Source organism: Desulfosporosinus sp. Tol-M2, from assembly GCF_059735615.1.
In genome coordinates, this window is record NZ_JCAIJG010000115.1 from 45,713 (window position 1) to 62,847 (window position 17,135).

13 protein-coding genes are annotated in these 17,135 nt (G+C 44.6%); 8 read left to right on the forward strand and 5 right to left on the reverse strand.

Annotation, left to right across the window (positions count from 1 at the left end):
* Positions 1-82 precede the first annotated feature (82 nt).
* From fdnG to AC6I5A_RS08820, 5 genes are all read left to right on the forward strand, one after another.
* Positions 83-3,118, forward strand: coding sequence for a formate dehydrogenase-N subunit alpha (gene fdnG, locus AC6I5A_RS08800; RefSeq protein ID WP_497900614.1), 3,036 nt, complete (start codon positions 83-85; stop codon positions 3,116-3,118).
* Entirely contained in the window at positions 3,118-3,930 is an 813-nt protein-coding gene (locus AC6I5A_RS08805) for a 4Fe-4S dicluster domain-containing protein (protein ID WP_034614570.1), read from the forward strand. Before fdnG ends, AC6I5A_RS08805 begins: the two co-directional genes overlap by 1 nt.
* Positions 3,930-4,634, forward strand: coding sequence for a formate dehydrogenase subunit gamma (locus AC6I5A_RS08810; protein ID WP_497900615.1), 705 nt, complete (start codon positions 3,930-3,932; stop codon positions 4,632-4,634). Before AC6I5A_RS08805 ends, AC6I5A_RS08810 begins: the two co-directional genes overlap by 1 nt.
* A 92-nt stretch (positions 4,635-4,726) precedes the next feature.
* A complete protein-coding gene (locus tag AC6I5A_RS08815) occupies positions 4,727-5,515 on the forward strand; it encodes a formate dehydrogenase accessory protein FdhE (RefSeq protein ID WP_497900616.1) in 789 nt (262 codons plus the stop codon).
* Between the two features lie 337 nt (positions 5,516-5,852).
* Positions 5,853-7,478 carry a peptide chain release factor 3 gene (locus AC6I5A_RS08820; RefSeq protein WP_034614571.1) on the forward strand — a complete coding sequence of 542 codons (1,626 nt, stop codon included), beginning with the start codon at positions 5,853-5,855 and terminating at the stop codon, positions 7,476-7,478.
* On the opposite strand, the gene AC6I5A_RS08825 is transcribed toward AC6I5A_RS08820, so the two are convergent.
* The gene (locus tag AC6I5A_RS08825; RefSeq protein WP_052167979.1) at positions 7,438-8,028 is read right to left on the reverse strand and encodes a CBO0543 family protein; all 591 of its coding nucleotides are present in this window, start codon (positions 8,026-8,028) and stop codon (positions 7,438-7,440) included. The genes AC6I5A_RS08820 and AC6I5A_RS08825 overlap by 41 nt on opposite strands.
* Positions 8,029-8,231: 203 nt before the next feature.
* The gene (locus tag AC6I5A_RS08830; protein ID WP_052167981.1) at positions 8,232-9,071 is read right to left on the reverse strand and encodes a hypothetical protein; all 840 of its coding nucleotides are present in this window, start codon (positions 9,069-9,071) and stop codon (positions 8,232-8,234) included.
* A gap of 262 nt (positions 9,072-9,333) precedes the next feature.
* Here AC6I5A_RS08830 and AC6I5A_RS08835 point away from each other — a divergent pair, with 262 nt between their 5' ends.
* Positions 9,334-10,518 (forward strand): C40 family peptidase, encoded by a 1,185-nt coding sequence (locus AC6I5A_RS08835; RefSeq protein ID WP_034614572.1) that lies wholly within the window; start codon positions 9,334-9,336, stop codon positions 10,516-10,518.
* A 231-nt stretch (positions 10,519-10,749) separates the two neighbouring features.
* Here the strand turns inward: AC6I5A_RS08835 and AC6I5A_RS08840 are convergent, their stop codons facing one another.
* Positions 10,750-10,935, reverse strand: a complete 186-nt coding sequence (locus tag AC6I5A_RS08840; RefSeq protein ID WP_497900617.1) for a type II toxin-antitoxin system antitoxin — start codon at positions 10,933-10,935, stop codon at positions 10,750-10,752.
* A 77-nt stretch (positions 10,936-11,012) separates the two neighbouring features.
* Positions 11,013-11,855: an SPFH domain-containing protein gene (locus tag AC6I5A_RS08845; RefSeq protein WP_034614575.1), complete on the reverse strand. Its 843-nt coding sequence runs from the start codon at positions 11,853-11,855 to the stop codon at positions 11,013-11,015.
* 183 nt (positions 11,856-12,038) lie between these two features.
* Here AC6I5A_RS08845 and AC6I5A_RS08850 point away from each other — a divergent pair, with 183 nt between their 5' ends.
* Together AC6I5A_RS08850 and AC6I5A_RS08855 are read left to right on the forward strand one after the other, a co-directional pair.
* Positions 12,039-12,908, forward strand: a complete 870-nt coding sequence (locus AC6I5A_RS08850; protein WP_034614576.1) for an SDR family oxidoreductase — start codon at positions 12,039-12,041, stop codon at positions 12,906-12,908.
* A gap of 188 nt (positions 12,909-13,096) precedes the next feature.
* On the forward strand, positions 13,097-14,671 hold the full coding sequence (locus AC6I5A_RS08855; RefSeq protein ID WP_034614578.1) for a methylenetetrahydrofolate reductase C-terminal domain-containing protein: 1,575 nt from the start codon (positions 13,097-13,099) through the stop codon (positions 14,669-14,671).
* Positions 14,672-14,733: 62 nt separating this feature from the next.
* Here the strand turns inward: AC6I5A_RS08855 and AC6I5A_RS08860 are convergent, their stop codons facing one another.
* Positions 14,734-16,827: a glutamine synthetase III family protein gene (locus AC6I5A_RS08860; protein ID WP_034614602.1), complete on the reverse strand. Its 2,094-nt coding sequence runs from the start codon at positions 16,825-16,827 to the stop codon at positions 14,734-14,736.
* Positions 16,828-17,135: the final 308 nt, after the last annotated feature.

Sequence of the window (17,135 nt, forward strand, 5' to 3'; positions counted from 1 at the left end):
ATGTTTCACCCATTTTAAATTTTCAAACGAAATGACTTAGGTATTAGGTATGGGTTAAGTAATTAATAGGGGAGGAAAAGAGATGGATGTTTCTCGACGTGGTTTCCTTAAGCTCTCAGGGCTTTCCATCGCAGCTTTTGCCACTGGATTGGGATTTGACCCAGCCGTTGCGGAGGCTAAAGGGTATGCGTTGAAACTGGAAGGAACCAAAAAGATCCCAGGTCTCTGCCATTTCTGTGCCGGTGGATGTGGGACGCTCTCGTATGTAAAAGAGGGCAAGTTGGTTCATTTGGAGGGTGACCCGGATCATCCGACCAATGAAGGGGCTCTCTGTCCTAAGGGGGCAAGTTTACTGAGCGTTGCCTACTCACCAAATCGTCTGACTAAGCCGAAACGGCGTGCTCCTGGATCTGACAAATGGGAAGACATTTCCTGGGAAGAGGCACTGGACCGTGTTGCCAAGAAAACCAAAGAAGTCCGGGATGCCAGTTGGAAAGCAGCCGATGAGGTTGTTGATGCTAAAACCGGACTAAAAAAAATGTTAACTGTTAACCGTGCTGAAGGGATCGCCTTCTTGGGTTCTGCAGAAGTAGACAATGAAGAGTCTTACCTGTTTACGAAATTCTGCCGGTTAATAGGAACCCCTTACCATGAACATCAGGCCAGGGTGTGACACTCTTCCACAGTGGCAGGTTTGTCACCTTCATTTGGCCGCGGTGCGATGACCAATTCATGGTCAGATTTATACAATTCCGAGGTCTTTTTAATTGCGGGAAGTAACTGCGCTGAAAACCATCCGGTTGCCATGAAGTGGATTCTTCGGGCTAAAGAAAAAGGCGCCAAAGTAATCGTCGTCGATCCACGTTTTACCCTGACAGCTAATAAAGCCGACATCTTCGCCCAAATCCGTCCGGGAACGGATATTGCTTATCTGGGTGCAATTATTAATTATATTATCGAAAAGAAATTATATGATGAGAAGTATGTTCTTAATTACACTAATGCCCTGCTTAAGGTCAGCAAAGACTACAAACTGGAAGAAGGTCTCTTCTCTGGTTTTGATCCTAAAACAAAGAAGTACGCTACCCCAAGCTGGGGTTATCAACTTGGACCGGATAATAAACCCCTGAAAGCTGACAGTCTTGAGGACCAGGATAGCGTATTTGCTAAGCTCAAAGCTCACTATTCCAGATATACCTTGGAAACAGCCGAAAAAATTTCGGGAATTCCGGCCGCTAAAATTAAAGAAATTGCCGATGTCTTCTCGAAAGGGAAACCGGCAAGCATTCTTTATGCGATGGGAATGACCCAACATACTACGGGTACGCAAGGTATTCGGGCTTATGCCATCATTCAATTGTTATTAGGTAATATTGGTAAAGCCGGTGGCGGGATCAATGCCCTGCGCGGAGAGCCAAATGTTCAGGGTTCGACGGATATGGCTAACCTTGTTCACCTCTTGCCGGGTTATTTGCCCTATCCTATCAATAGTGATACGACCACGCGTGATTATTATGTGCGCAACGGGTCATTTTTTGAAAAGCATCTGGTCGCCCTTCTTAAAGCTTGGTATGGCGAAAACGCTACCCAGGAGAATGACTATGGGTTTAGCTATTTGCCGAAGACTGATCCCAAAGTGAATGCAACGATAATGAGAATGTTTGGACTGATGGAAAAGGGACAGTTTAAAATGCTCTTTAACTTCGGATCGAACGGAATGGTCTCTTTGCCGGATCTAGCGCTCGTCCGTGCCGGCTTATCGAAACTCGAAATGTTGGTCGTATCGGATATTTTTGAAGTTGAAACTGCTCAGTTCTGGCGTGATCCGGCGGTTAAATCAGCCGATATCCAGACTGAAGTTATCTTGTTTCCAGCATCATTTTCTTATGAAAAAGCCGGTTCCATGTCGAACTCTTCACGCTTGATTCAGTGGAAAGAAGCTGCGATTAAACCGCTCGGGGATTCGAAACCGGACCTTGACTTGGTTGACTTCCTCTTTAAGAAAATTCGCAAGTTATATGCCGGGAGCACGGATCCTAAAGATGCTCCGATTTTGAAGGCCCGCTGGGACTACGGTGAGGAACCCAGCGCTTTGAAAGTGCTTCAGGAACTGAGTGGCTATGACGAAACAACAGGTAAGCTTTTCCCGACAATAGGAGATTATCTTAAAGCGCCGATCGGTACGGCATCTACAGGCTGTTGGATTTATGCCGGTGTCACGGGGAATGGAAACCTTGCGGCTCGTCGCAAGAATACCGATCCGTCAGGTCTGAAACTGTTCAGAGAGTGGGCTTTTTCCTGGCCTGGAAATACTCGTATTCTTAATAACCGGGCTTCCTGCGATGAATTGGGACAGCCTGTCGACGCCAAACGCAAACTTATTTGGTGGGATGCCGCTGCCAATGTATGGGCAGGAAATGACAATGGGGACCTTATAGATAAGACCAAGGGACCAGATACTCCGGAAGGGAAGGTAAGTTTCCGGATGTGCCCAGAGTTAGTTGGCCGCTTATTCGCACCTCCTTTTATGAGCGGATTGCCGGCTGAAAAATCTGCGGATGGTTTGCCTGCTGTCGGTGTTCGTGCAGCATCAACATGCGGAGATGGACCGTTACCGGAATTCTACGAAGCAGTAGAAAGTCCGATAACTAATCTTTTGCATCCCAAGGTTTCAACCAGCCCAATGGCGCAGGTGGTATCGACTAAGATTGGTAAGGCGGAAGATTTCCCATTTATTTTGACTACCTATAGGACAGTCGATCATTTCTGTTCCGGCGGAATTACGCGCAACATCCCATGGCTGAATGAAAATAGTCCGGAACCGTTTGCGGAGATCAGTAAGACCTTAGGTAAGAAAATTGGAGTAAAAGAAGGAGATATGGTCGAAGTTTCTTCCGCACGCGGAAAAATTAAAGTGCGCGCCTTAGTAACCGATCGTATCCAGTCCTACAAGATCGATGGCAAGGATACAGAAACCATTGGCATGCCCTATCACTGGGGATTTGCGAGCTTAAGTCCTGGTGCGGGTGCTAATGATATTACTATTGCTGCCTTGGATCCTGTAGCTAGTATTCCAGAGTATAAAGTTTGCCTATGCAATATAAGGAGGGCAAATTAATGACAAGGAAAATGGTTTTAGTTGATACTTCATTATGTACGGGATGTAAGGCGTGCTCTGTGGCCTGCAAGGCGTGGAACGAACTTCCGGCGGAGAAAACCAAGCTGGTCAAGAGTTATCAAATTCATAAGGACTTTACCCCGACGACTTTCACCTATATGACATTTGCAGAAAAATATGAAAATCAAAAGAATAGCTGGCTGATACGGAAGGCACAATGTTTCCACTGTGCCGACCCTGCGTGCATGAAGGCTTGTCCTCAGAAAGCAATTTATCAGACGGACTCGGGGTACGTCCTAGTCGATCAGGATAAATGTATTGGCTGCGGTTATTGTGCAACAAACTGCCCGTTCGGGGTTCCGAAGATTGATGAGGTTAAGAATAAAGCCTTTAGATGTACGGGGTGTATTGACCGGGTCGAAAATAACCTCCTTCCAGCGTGTGTCCACACGTGTCAACCAGGTGCTTTAAGCTTTGGAGAACGTGACGCTATGCTGGCCAAAGCGAAGAAGCGTCTTGCTGAGGTTCAGAAGACTCAGCCCAAGGCGCAGCTCTATGGAGAAAAGGAAATGGGTGGCACGACGTATCTCTATTTATTAATGGATAGTCCAGAGGCCTATGGCCTCCCGGTTAATCCTACGATTCCGCTCTCTCTGACCTTATGGAAGGATGGAATTCAGCCGCTTTTCAAATATGTTTGGCCTGCAACGGCTGTGGCGGTAGTTGTGGGGGGTCTCTCCAACCTCTTACAAGGGAATTATCGCAACAGAGGCCATGAAGAGAATGATGGAAAGAAAGGGGGGAAACACTAATGGCAATCAATCCACAAACCAAAACAACCCGAAAGACGCTTGGCGGAGATAAGACTATGCGCTTTAGTGGGGGAGAACGTCTAAGTCACTGGGTTCATGCCATTGCCTTCTTTATCTTGCTCTTTACCGGATTGAGTATACTAGGCACCTTTTTTGAACCGGTGTCGGTTATCTTCGGTGGGGTTGCAGCTTGTCGGATTATTCACCGCATTGTAGCTGTCATATTTATTGTTGTGGTGGGTTTGCTGTTCTTTGTTGGAGATACAAGTGGTCACAGGTATTGGTTAAAAGCGGTCTTTACGTGGGGAGAAGCAGAAGTGAAACATGTGATGACCTTCCCGAAGGAGTTTTTCGGATTTAATACCGATGGAAAGTTTCCACCTCAAGATAAGTTTAATGGGGGAGAAAAAATTAACTCTATGCTCACCATTTTTGGTTCGTTTTTCATCACGGTAAGTGGGCTCATTATGTGGTTTGCCTCGTATTTCCCCGCTGGTTTAGTTCGTTGGGCTTATCCGGTGCATGACCTGTCGGCATTTATGATGGCAACAGCTATCACCGGGCATCTGTATTTGGCTATCATCCACCCGAAGTCCAATCCTGCTCTTAAGGGCATAATCACTGGTTATGTAAAAACCAGTTTTGCGAAACATCACTATGGGAAATGGTATGAAAGAGTGAAAAATGAGCAAAATTTAAACTAAGCAAGTTCGAGTTGCTCACAGTTGGCTTGAGAGATTCCCGCTTGTAGAAGTGGGAATCTTGGATGGGATGAATGTAAGGGGGAGCTCCTTAAATGGACAAAAATATGCTTGAGCATAAGATGGAAACCGTGGGGAATACAACGATGGAGCAAGCTTATCAGACCTATAGCCTCCTAAACGAAGAAGTTGGGCGTTGGCAAGATGAGCGGGGTTCTTTCTGGATGGAAGAATTGAGTCCGGCGGAGACTCCTCCTTACTACCCCTTTGTGGCCTTTCCGGAAACGGTGGTTTTAGAGCTTTGGGAAAGGTTGAATCGGATCAGAGGAGTAATAGTATCCGAATCGGTTTTAAGGGAAACTTGGCTTGAATTTAAAGCCGGTCAATCTGTGTCAGACCCAGGGTTGTTAAGTTGTCTGCAGATCGCCATAAGCGGTATAGCTCAGCTTTTACGCGCAAGGATTATGGAAACGAAAAAGGATATGCTTAACGCCCCACTGCAAGATCATCAGGGAGAACTCATCCACGAGAGTGCGGTTTGTCCAATCTGTGGCGAAGGAACCACGCTTTCCGTACTTGCTCCGCCAAACGGTCAACGCTTCTTGCACTGTACCCTCTGCGGGCAGGAATGGCCAACGAAGCGTGTTGGTTGTATACTATGCGGAAGTGAAGAAGCAGCTGAACAAAACTATCTGAATTCAGGGGAATTCCCCGGGGTTGAAGTGGTGGCTTGCGAAGTTTGCGGGCAGTATTTTAAGGAGTTTGATTTGCGCCAGTTGTCCGTGACAGACTATATTTGGGAAGATGTGAGAACTCTACCGTTAAATTATGCGGTGGAACAATGGTTGGCAGAACACGCCAAGGTATCTGGAAAAGTGCAGTGATGGCATAAGCGGATGTTTATTTAGGATCCGGTTATTCCTTTATGGATCGTATTTTTGACAAAAGTTCAAAGAAAGCATTAGGATAGTATTAAGAAGCGTTCAGATGAATCATTTCTGAGCGCTTCTTTTTTAGAGCGGCTATTTAAATTAAATTTCATGTTCGAGTGTTGTGGGAAGGGAGGCGGAAATTATTTGAAAATATTCACTGAGGTATGTTATAATTAATTTTCATCATCTCTGAGTTAATTATCTGAAGTTCTCTTCATAACATTTAAACCCATGTATAAATTGTGGAATAGAATATATGAGAAAAAGATAAGTTAAGGAGTAAAAGACATTGAACCAAACGGATTTAAAAGCAGAAATTAATTCTCGCAAAACATTTGCCATTATCTCCCATCCAGATGCGGGAAAAACAACCTTAACGGAAAAACTGCTCCTTTTTGGCGGGGCAATTCGCGAAGCCGGCTCGGTCAAAGCCAGAAAAATGGAACGCTATGCTACGTCGGACTGGATGGACCTTGAGCGGCAGCGGGGTATTTCTATTACTTCCAGTGCCCTCCAGTTTAAGTATCAGGGATATGTCGTCAACATCCTGGATACGCCGGGTCACCAGGATTTTAGTGAGGATACCTACCGTACCCTGACGGCAGCTGACAGTGCCGTTATGCTGATTGACGCCGCTAAAGGGGTTGAAACCCAAACCAAAAAATTGTTTCAGGTCTGTCGAAAACGGGGAATTCCGATTTTTACGTTCATTAATAAGTTCGACCGTGATGCCAAGGACCCGCTGGATTTAATGGATGAAGTGGAAAAGGTTCTGGGAGTTGAATCCTATGCCATGAATTGGCCGATTGGTATGGGCTCGGATTTTAAAGGAATTTATGACCGCCATACGGGGCAGGTTGAGCGCTTTACGGAAGGAAGCAGTAAATCCAGTGCTCAGCCACCCATATCCGGAGCCCTCAGTGATCCAAACGTACGGGAAGGCATTGGGGAGCTCCTGCTTAACCAGTTAAAGGAGGAAATTGACCTTTTGGATTTGGCCGGAAATACCTTTTCGAGGGAACGAGTAAACCGGGGAGAAGTAACGCCGGTGTTTTTTGGGAGTGCACTCTATAACTTCGGCGTACCGAATTTTTTGCGCAGCTTCCTGGATTTGGCGCCTGCCCCGCAGCCCCGCAGTACGAATCAGGGCGAGTTAAATCCGGCAACCCCCAGTTTTTCCGGGTATATATTCAAAATCCAGGCGAATATGAATGCCCAGCACCGGGACCGTATCGCGTTTATCCGGATTTGTTCCGGTCGCTATGAACGGGGTATGAACGTGCTGCATACCCGTTCCCATAGACGACTTCGACTCGCTCAACCGCAACAGTTGTTTGCCCAGGAACGAACAATTCTTGAAGAGGCGTTTGCCGGCGATATTATTGGGGTTCATGATAGCGGGCTTTTAAGGATCGGAGATGTTCTCACGGAAAAAGATGGGCTGCAGTTTGAAGCGATGCCTTTCTTTAACCCCGAAAACTTTGCCCGGATCAATATTGCCAACGCTTTAAAACGCAAACAATTTATTAAAGGGATTCAAGAACTGCAGGAAGAAGGAGCTATCCATGTCTTCCGTGATCTCCATGTCGGGGTAGAGGCTCCGATCATCGGGGTTGTCGGGCAATTGCAGTTTGAAGTATTAGAATACCGCTTGCGAGAAGAGTATGGGGTTCAGGTAGATATTCAACACCTTCCCTTTGAAATCGTACGCTGGGTTGAAAAAGAGGAAAAGACTATTAAGCTGCTGACCGAATCAAGCATGAGTACGGTAGTGCTGGATAAAGATGATAACTATGCTGTTTTGTTATTGGATGAATGGAAGGCAAACTGGTTAAGTGAGCGTTATGATATTGAATTTTATGTGCAGCCCCAGGTCATGATCTCCGGTCAGCTTCATCAGGAGCAGCAACTTTAAGAAATTTTTCCTGCAAGGATAACATTTTATTGACAAATAATCTCCCAAAAACTGCTAATAAAATATAAATTGGAAATGAATATTCAAATTTCCAATAAATTAATTGGTATTGTTTGATGTACACTGCTAGTGGCTCAACAACAAATGCTAAAACCAGGGCAACAATTGTATTTGTAAACAGGAATTGCTTCCAGGCGTTGTAACGCTGATAGATTAGCATGTAAATAATAGGCACCAAGACGAAATCTACGGGAAAAAGCAACGGAATTTGGGGAAGTATTCTTATGGGGTAATTCCATAGCATTGACTCTGAACCCGCTACATCAAGAAAGGTTGCTGAAGTACTTATAATGAACCCAAATACCGTTATTTCGAGTATCCTTCGTCTATCTACCAGTTTCCACCATAATAATAATGGTAAGCTTACGCTAGCTATCCCAAGCCACCATTGCCAGGTGAACACCTCATACTTAACCCAGTGTTCTATGGATAACTGTTTATACATTATCTTAGTTTGAATCATTTGATTAATCAGTTCTGACTCGTTCATAAAACCTAATGCCCCCCAAATAAGTAAATCCTTAAAAATACTTTTCTTAATTCAGATTTAACTTTCGAACCCCGAGAGCATGGTTTTCCCAAAGTAAGTCATGAACCATCTCCATTTGAGCTTCTTGACACTCAATGATTAGGACAACCTCTGTTGCCTTTGATTTTTTCCGCCTATTATCGTATTTTTTAGTGGTTAGCAACTTAATAATAATTTGAATGGTCAAATGTCGAGACAATATACATACCATCACCGCTTCCAGCCATCTTGTCAACGGGCATTTTAAAGTTTTTATTTTCATAATTCTTCTTGAGAAATTTAGTTTGTTCCCAATCAAATAAGTTATTTCTTGATACAGCACTTACATAAGCATCATAGACAGCAAAGAGCCAGACACTCGGAAGATTTAAGAACCATTGTGGATTAAGAATAGATTTAGCGTAGGCAAACTGGCCCAGGAGTGTGTTATGGAGAGCAGGAAGCAGTTTGGCCTGCTGAACAATCACTATAAACCAAACTATTATAAACAAGGCACTTGGGATCCGATGAATTAAGATCTGTCCCAGGCTGGGCATCATTGCTGACCATAGAGCCGCATTCCAGGGTGTTCGCTTATCGATATAATTAATTTCAATTGAATTGATGTTAAACGTCTTAACTTCGGCGTCTTCTCTGGAGGCTAAGATATATTGATGATTCAGGTCAACTGTAGATCGATAGGAATCCCAAACGCCGAAAATATACGTAGGAATATATAGCAGTACCCAGTTTAGATCAAGAATGTCTTTGGCCATTTGGAGTCTGCCTGTAAAGGAATAGAGAATGGCCAGGTTAATATGGGCTTGCGAATTCACGAAAAGTTCCCAAAGAAACAAAAGATAGCCCATTAGGTATTTTGATAACAATAAGTGACCTAAGCCGGGGAAGGCCAGAGACCAAAAAGCAACTACAAATGGGCTTCTTAAATGAAGTTGAGTTGTACCAAGTGTACTGACATAGGCCAGGTAACGTCGTCCAGCTGAATTGGATGCGGGATGGTCCACTTTATGCACTCCTAATAATTATTTATTTAGTATACCCGTCTAATCATGAAAAATCCAAGCTCTTAGGCACCCTTTAGGACGGGTGGGTTTTTCTTTTTTACTTGCGTAATTGCTTTTTTTTGCTCCACGAGGCGATGTTCTGAGTTCGGAACCTTGTGAGTAATGCTTTCCTAATTTTTTTACATAGTTGACAAGGAATTTCAGCATTTGTGGCGAATTCTAAGACAAAAGAGTAGTTGAGGGGTTTTGAGGGGTTAATTGAATGATAAGAATACGTTTTCTATATAGGACAACCTTAGTCATAAGCCTGGGAGTCAGTCTTTTAGTCGCTTCAGTAATCCCGGTTCAAGCCGATGATTTGCAGCAGCAGCTCAATCAATCAAAACAACAAGTCGATCAGCTAAATGGGGTTTTACAGATACAGAAAGATAAAGTGGCGAGTGTAGCGCCACAGGTTTTGGCACTAAAGCAATCTGTTCAGACTTTGAAGAACAGTATGGAGCGGGAACAACTATTACTGACTGAGGAACAACAGAACCTAAAGAGATTGGAAGAAAAGCAAAAAAAACTTGAGAAACAGCGGCAGGAGTATATTCAAGCGCTGGGACAATTCCTGAAGAGTAATTATGAAGAAGGTGTAACAACTTATTTAGCTGTGCTGTTCGAGGCCAGCAGTTTATCGGACTTTATTGACCGCGCGGACAAGATTCAGATGATCGTAGGCAGTTATAGTAAGCTGCAAAAGGATCTTGCAGCGTTGAACGAAACCATGAACAATCAGAAAGAACTCATCAAACAAAAGCAGAATACAATCCAGGCTTCAATCCAGGAAAAAGCACAAACCCAGCAAGCTGTGCAACAAACCCTGGACAAGCAGCAAACTATCCTTGCTCAATTAAGCAAAGATGAAAATACGGCTCTGAATGCTTCTTTAGCTGCACAAGCTAATGTGAGTAGGGTACAAAGATTGATCGAGCAAGAAGCGCTTGAAGCAGACTATGCTGCTCGGGAGAAGTCCTCTGGTATTTCGCGGGGAGCAAATTCGGGCGGAGGGGTTTCAGGAACTGTTAAAGTTTCAGGCGGTGCCCAAAAAATTCATAGCTTTGCGGCGCAATTTCTTGGCACGCCATATGTCTGGGGAGGCACGACCCCTTCTGGATTTGACTGTTCGGGTTTTGTGCAATACGTCTATCGTAATAATGGCGTTTCTTTGAGTCGAACTTCAGAACAGCAGTTTCACAATGGAGTTTCCGTTTCGCGTTCGGAATTACGGCCGGGAGATTTAGTATTTTTTCACACATACTCTTCAGGTGCTTCCCATGTCGGAATCTATGTCGGTAATAACACGATGATTCATTCGTCTAGTGGTGGTGTAACTTACGATGACATGGCAAATACCTATTATGCAGCACGGTATCTGGGCGCTCGGCGTGTCCTGGTGCCTTAAACAAAGAAATGCGGAGGGGTCATGACTCGCACAGGACGTTCGAGATAAGGGCGCTGTCCAGGGATGAACGAGTATCCCTGTAACCAAGGACTCGAACAGGACGTTCGAGATTAGAGCGTCGCCAAGGATGGCTAGATGCCGTATGGCGGGAAGGGACCGCTGAATAACATAAATAAGCCCGTGAACTCCAAGTAAGGAGAAATTCACGGGCTTATCTAATGATATTGCGTACTATTTAACATCTTCTAATGTTTCCGGACTGACTCTGTCGTTTAAACGCCCAGCATGGCGAACTGCCTCCCGAAGTAAAAATTCAATGTGGGCATTGGCGCTGCGAAATTCATCGGCAGCCCAACGCTCCAGAGCGGTATAAAGTTTGGGATCAAGCCGTAAGGGGAATTGTTTTTTTATTGCCATATTTATCCACATCCGATATCAAGCTGCTGTTCTGGGGTTATAGATTGAATAAACGAGAATCTAAGAAACGAGTATCTTTAATAGACTGTCCCCGTATTAATGACCGGTTGGACAGCGCGTTCGGAAACGACTGCCACTAAGAGATTATTAATCATAGCCGCCTTGCGTTCTTCGTCCAGTTTAACGACGCCATCTTTTTCGATCCGCTCAACAGCCATCTGAACCATGCCCACAGCACCTTCCACGATTATTTGACGGGCGGAGAGGATAGCTGAAGCCTGTTGTCGTTGCAGCATTGCGCCTGCAATTTCAGTAGCATAGGCTAAATGGGTAAGACGGGCTTCGCTCACTTCAACACCAGCGAGTGCGAGGCGTTGTCGCAATTCTTGCATCAATTCAGTGGATACCTCTTCAGGATTACTTCTTAAGGAAAGACCCTTGGATTCAAAATTATCATAAGCATAACGAGTTGCCACGTGTCGCAAAGCCGTTTCACTTTGGATTTCAACGAATTGCTCATATTTCTCGACATCAAAAATTGCCTTGGCTGTATCAACTACGCGAAAAACGACAACGGCAGCAATCTCAACCGGATTACCCTCAATGTCATTGACTTTGAGGGTTTTACTGTTAAAATTCCGTACGCGCAATGAAACCCCTTTACGTACCGCTAATGGAACACTTAACCATAATCCGGGTTCGCGGATCGTCCCGAGATAACTTCCAAAAAAGACCAGTGCATAGGACTTATTCGGTTGAACCACTAAAATACCGGTTCCAAGAATAACTACAATAATTAGCAGAGAAATTCCCACCAAGAAGTATTCTTGGATAAGTAGGGCAATTCCACCGATCAAGAGGGCAAGCATAAAGATCAAGGCAAGATAACCGTTAACGGCCCACGCTTTCTTTTCGATCATTTTGGTAGCCTCCTAAAAGTTTATTCAGATTCATTTTGATAGCAATATGATATCACTTTCATACAGAAATGTAAAGAGAATTGAGATGATGAGTACAAAATAGAGAAAATGGTCATTTTAATTTAGTAAGGACTGTTTAATAGAATGCGGTATTAAGACTAATTACGGAAGGTGTGAAAGTAAATGACCCAGGCTAGTATTCCTCAACCAACATTTCCGGCTCAACACCAAGATCAACAACCAGGCTTTGAATCTCTTATGAATCCCAAACCTGTTGCCGAAGACGCAGCGTATTTGGGAAGTGCAAAGTTAAAAGGAAAAGTCGCCATCATCAGTGGAGGAGATAGTGGGATAGGTCGTGCGGTAGCAATCGCCTATGCTAAAGAAGGGGCCGATGTTGTGATAGCTCATTTGCAAGAACATGACGATGCCTTGGAAACGAAAGCGCGGATAGAACAATTGGGACACCGCTGTTTAGTTGTAGCGGGAGATATTGGCGATGAGGTCTTCTGTCAGGAAATCGTCAATCAGACGATACAAGCTTTTAGAAAAATTGATATTCTTGTCAACAATGCAGGAGAACAACACCCGCAGAATAGTTTGCTTGACGTGACGACTGCACAGCTCGAAAGAACCTTTCGTACCAACATATTGAGTTACTTTTTTTTAGTCAAAGCTGCGTTACCCTATCTTAAATCGGGGGGTGTTATTATCAATACGACCTCGATCACGGCATATGAGGGGCACGACCAACTGATCGATTATGCGGCGACTAAAGGGGCAGTCGTTTCCTTTACCCGTTCCCTGTCCGAATCACTTTGTAAATTGGGGATTCGTGTCAACGGAGTCGCCCCGGGTCCTGTCTGGACGCCTTTAATCCCCTCCTCCTTTCAAGAGGAGCATGTCGCGACCTTTGGCAGTACAACACCCATGAAACGAGCTGGTCAACCCAAAGAGTTGGCACCGGCTTATGTGTTTTTGGCTTCCGAGGATTCCTCATATATGTCCGGACAGATCCTTCACCTCAACGGGGGTACTATTGTCAGCGGTTAATACCAAATTATCTCATATAACGGGGAAACAAATATATAAGTAAAATTTGTCTAAGGCATGGTGAATAATGGTTCGGGCTAATAAAAAGGTCGAAATTTATTCTGAATTATCGGCCTAAAAAGGTTATAATAAGGAAGAGTAGAAATAATGTCCTCAAATAATGGGTGAAATGGGAGAGGAACTAGGGAATGGAAAACAAGTTCAAAGAGTCATTGCTCGACAAAAATTCTCTGTGCGTGACGTGGGAGCTCGTACCGGGGAGAGGCGCAAACGAAAAGGCCCAGGAAACCGCTATCGCCTCTGCGGAACAAGCAGCTAAGGGTGGCCGAGTCCATGCGCTCACCATCACTGATAACCCTGGGGGTAATCCGGCAATGCTTGCTGATTATTTGGGAATGGAAATTCTCAAAATGGGAATCGAACCGTTGGTACATTTCACCTGTAAAGACAAGAACCGCAATCAGATGGAAAGCCAATTGTATGCTTTGGATCGTGCAAAAGTTCGTAACCTCTTAGTGATGACAGGAGACTATCCGGTTTCCGGTTTTCAAGGACGCCCTAAACCAGTCTTTGATCTTGATCCCTCCAATACCTTACAACTGATAACTGAAATGAATAAGGGCTTGGAAGTTCAAGGTATGAAGGGACCAACTTATCACGCACCCAGTACCTTTTTCGCAGGAGCAGCTGTTTCTCCGTTTAAGTCCACGGAGGCCGAACTGATGGTTCAGTACTACAAGCTGAAAAAGAAAATTGAAAGCGGTGCTCAATTTATTGTCATGCAACTTGGGTATGACGTCAGGAAATGCCACGAAGTCCTGCAGTTTCTGAAAATCAATAATCTTGATATACCGGTTATGGGGAACATTTATGTTCTTCCTTATGGAGCGGCAAATCTAATGAATAAAAACAAGTTGCCCGGTTGTGTAGTCACGGACAAACTATTGGCAGAACTCAATACGGAAAAAAGTGCCCCTGATAAAGGGGTTGGTCAGCGGATGCTGAGGGCAGCCAAATTGTACGCGATCTTGAAAGGCATGGGCGTTGCCGGAGTTCATATTGGCGGACATAATCTTAAATACGAACAAGTAGAATACATCCTTGACAAGGGGGAGGAACTTAGTCCGGACTGGCAAGATCTGGTCAAGGAATTCGATTATCCGCAAACGAATGGCTTCTACTACTTTGAAAAAGATGAGTTGACCGGCTTGAATACAGATCGACCCACAAATCGTGCCAATCTTCCCTTAGATGCCCCAACCGGGGCGATGTATACGCTGCTGAGGGGGATGCATGGTCTCTTGTTCACACCGCACAAGAGACTATTCCCCATGATGCGCGGGATGTATCGTGCGGCAGAGGGTAAGAAAAAAACTGAAAAGGGACTGCATGCAATAGAGCATCTTGTCAAGGTCGCAATGCTTGATTGCAAGGATTGCGGCGATTGTGCCATCTTGGATTTAGCTTATCTTTGCCCGATGTCCCAATGTCCAAAAAATCAGCGTAACGGGGCTTGTGGCGGGAGTTTAGACGGTTGGTGTGAAGTTTATCCTCAAGAAAAGAAATGTGTCTGGGTCAGAGCTTATGCAAGACTCAAAAAATATGGGGAAGAAGCATCGTTGGATGTTCCCGCGGTGCCGCCTGCGAATTGGGATTTCTATCAGACATCCTCTTGGTCTAATTTCTTTTTGGGAAAAGACCATTCAGCATCACGCTTAGGCATCAAGCGTCCGGAGAGTAAGATAAAAGATGGGACTGTGTGAAAACACAGCCCCATCTTTATAATACCGTGCGTAACCTGTATTGGTGAATAGTCAACAAACTATTAAAGCATAAATAACATTTGTGCATAGGTGGGAAGCGGCCAGAGGTCAGCGTCAATGATTGTTTCCAGTTTATCTCCATCAATCCGGAGGGCTTCCATTGCTTTGAAAACGACATCTCGATAGTAAACGCCATGCTCATAGGCATCGCCAAGCAAAGCATTGGCTGTTTGAACGTCTTGTTCCAAGGCGTTTAATTTTTCTTCAAGGGAAACCAGGGTGGAGCAGAGATTTTTCAGGAGGTCTTCTTGAACCGATACATCTGTAGTTTTGGAAGCGGATTTAATTGCATTGATGGAATTAGCCAATTGGGTGGAATATTTGACGGCTGCCGGGATAATCTGATGCTTGGCCATGTCGATCATGGTTAGGGCTTCGATGTTAATCTGTTTGCAATATTGCTCCAAGTTGATTTCATAACGAGATTCCAGTTCGGTCCGGTCCAATACTTTATGTTTTTCATACAAGTCGATTGTGGACTCGCGGAGGAGAACAAGTGCGGCATCAACTGTGGAGGAGATATTAGGGAGTCCGCGTTTAGCGGCTTCTTCAACCCACTCCGCAGAATAACCGTTTCCGTCAAAGAGGATTCTTTTGTGATTTGTAACGGTTTCCTGAAGGAGTTCTTGAAGAACTTGATTGAAGTCGGCTGCTTGTTCCAGACGATCAGCAAATTGAGAAAGGACCTCGGCAATAATTAAATTAAATACGACGTTTGGTCCGGAGATGGATTGAGAGGAACCAATCATCCTAAATTCGAATTTATTGCCGGTAAAAGCGAAGGGAGAGGTGCGATTGCGATCCGTAGAATCTTTACGGAAAGCGGGCAGTGTTTTTACGCCGCTGGCTAATTTTTCCCCTTGGAGGGAGCGGTTAAGTCCCCCGCTTTCAAGTTGGGCAAAAATATCGGTGAGCTGATCCCCAAGGAAAATGGAGATAATGGCGGGCGGCGCTTCGTTAGCACCGAGACGGTGGTCATTCCCAGGGTTAGCGGCTGAACCCCGCAGCAATTCTGCATAATCATCAACAGCTTTAACCACCGCACAGATGATCGTCAGGAACTGGAGATTTTCATGAGGAGTATGGCCGGGTTCAAGGAGGTTCAGCCCATCGTTGGTTGTTAGAGACCAGTTGTTATGTTTACCGGAACCATTGATGCCGGCAAAGGGTTTTTCATGAAGCAGGCAAACCATATTATGTCGCAGAGCCACTTTTTTCATGGTTTCCATAACGAGTTGGTTGTGGTCGGCGGCAATATTAGTTGTTCCATAAATAGGTGCCAGCTCAAATTGCCCAGGAGCCACTTCGTTATGCTGGGTTTTGGCCAGAACACCAAGCTTCCACAATTCGACGTTCAATTCATTCATAAAGGAGGCTACGCGTGTTTTAATGCTTCCGAAGTAATGATCATCCAGTTCCTGGCCCTTAGGTGGCATAGCTCCAAACAGGGTCCGACCGGTGAGCATAAGGTCAAGACGTTGGTCGAAGAATTTCTTGTCTACAAGAAAATACTCTTGCTCTGCTCCGACCGAGCTGGTGACACGGGCAGTTGTCGTATTGCCGAAGAGTCGTAAGACGCGCAAGGCTTGTTTGGAAAGCGTCTGCATAGAGCGAAGAAGCGGAGTTTTTTTGTCCAGTGCTTCTCCAGTGTAGGAACAAAAAGCCGTGGGGATACACAAAGTTAATAAGTCGGCGTCTTTTTTAAGAAACGCAGGGGAGGTGCAGTCCCAAATCGTGTAGCCTCGTGCTTCAAACGTGGCGCGAATTCCGCCGCTGGGAAAAGAGGAAGCATCAGGCTCGCCCTGACTCAGTTCCTTACCGGAAAATTCCATAACCACGTTACCATATTTTGTTGGGGAGATAAAGGAATCCTGCTTCTCGGCAGTGATTCCGGTCAGCGGCTGGAACCAGTGGGTAAAATGCGTCGCTCCCTTTTCAATTGCCCAATCTTTCATGGCGTTGGCTACGATTTCAGCCACACCGGGATCAAGCGCAAGCCCTTCTTCGATCGTCTTACGCAAGGATTTATAGGTTGCATGTGGTAAACGTTCTTTCATCACAGCATCATTAAAAACGTTCTCACCAAAAATTTTCATTATATTAACGACCCCTTTCCTAACTTCAAATAAAAGAAACAAAAAAAACCCCCTTAAAGATTTCCAAAATCTTTAAGAAGCGTCATCATTCCATTAAAATATACTGCTAATTTATCACTTTATAAGCCAAATGACAAGAAATATTTTAAGTATACAGTATTTAAAGAATTCAATTATAATGAGTCTAAGTTAGTGATATGCTGTTCTAAAGGGGATTTGGCACCTAGGCATACCTCATTAACCTAATTGCATGCACGGATAGTTTATGTAATATTTTATACATTTCTAATTATTAGATAAATATAAAG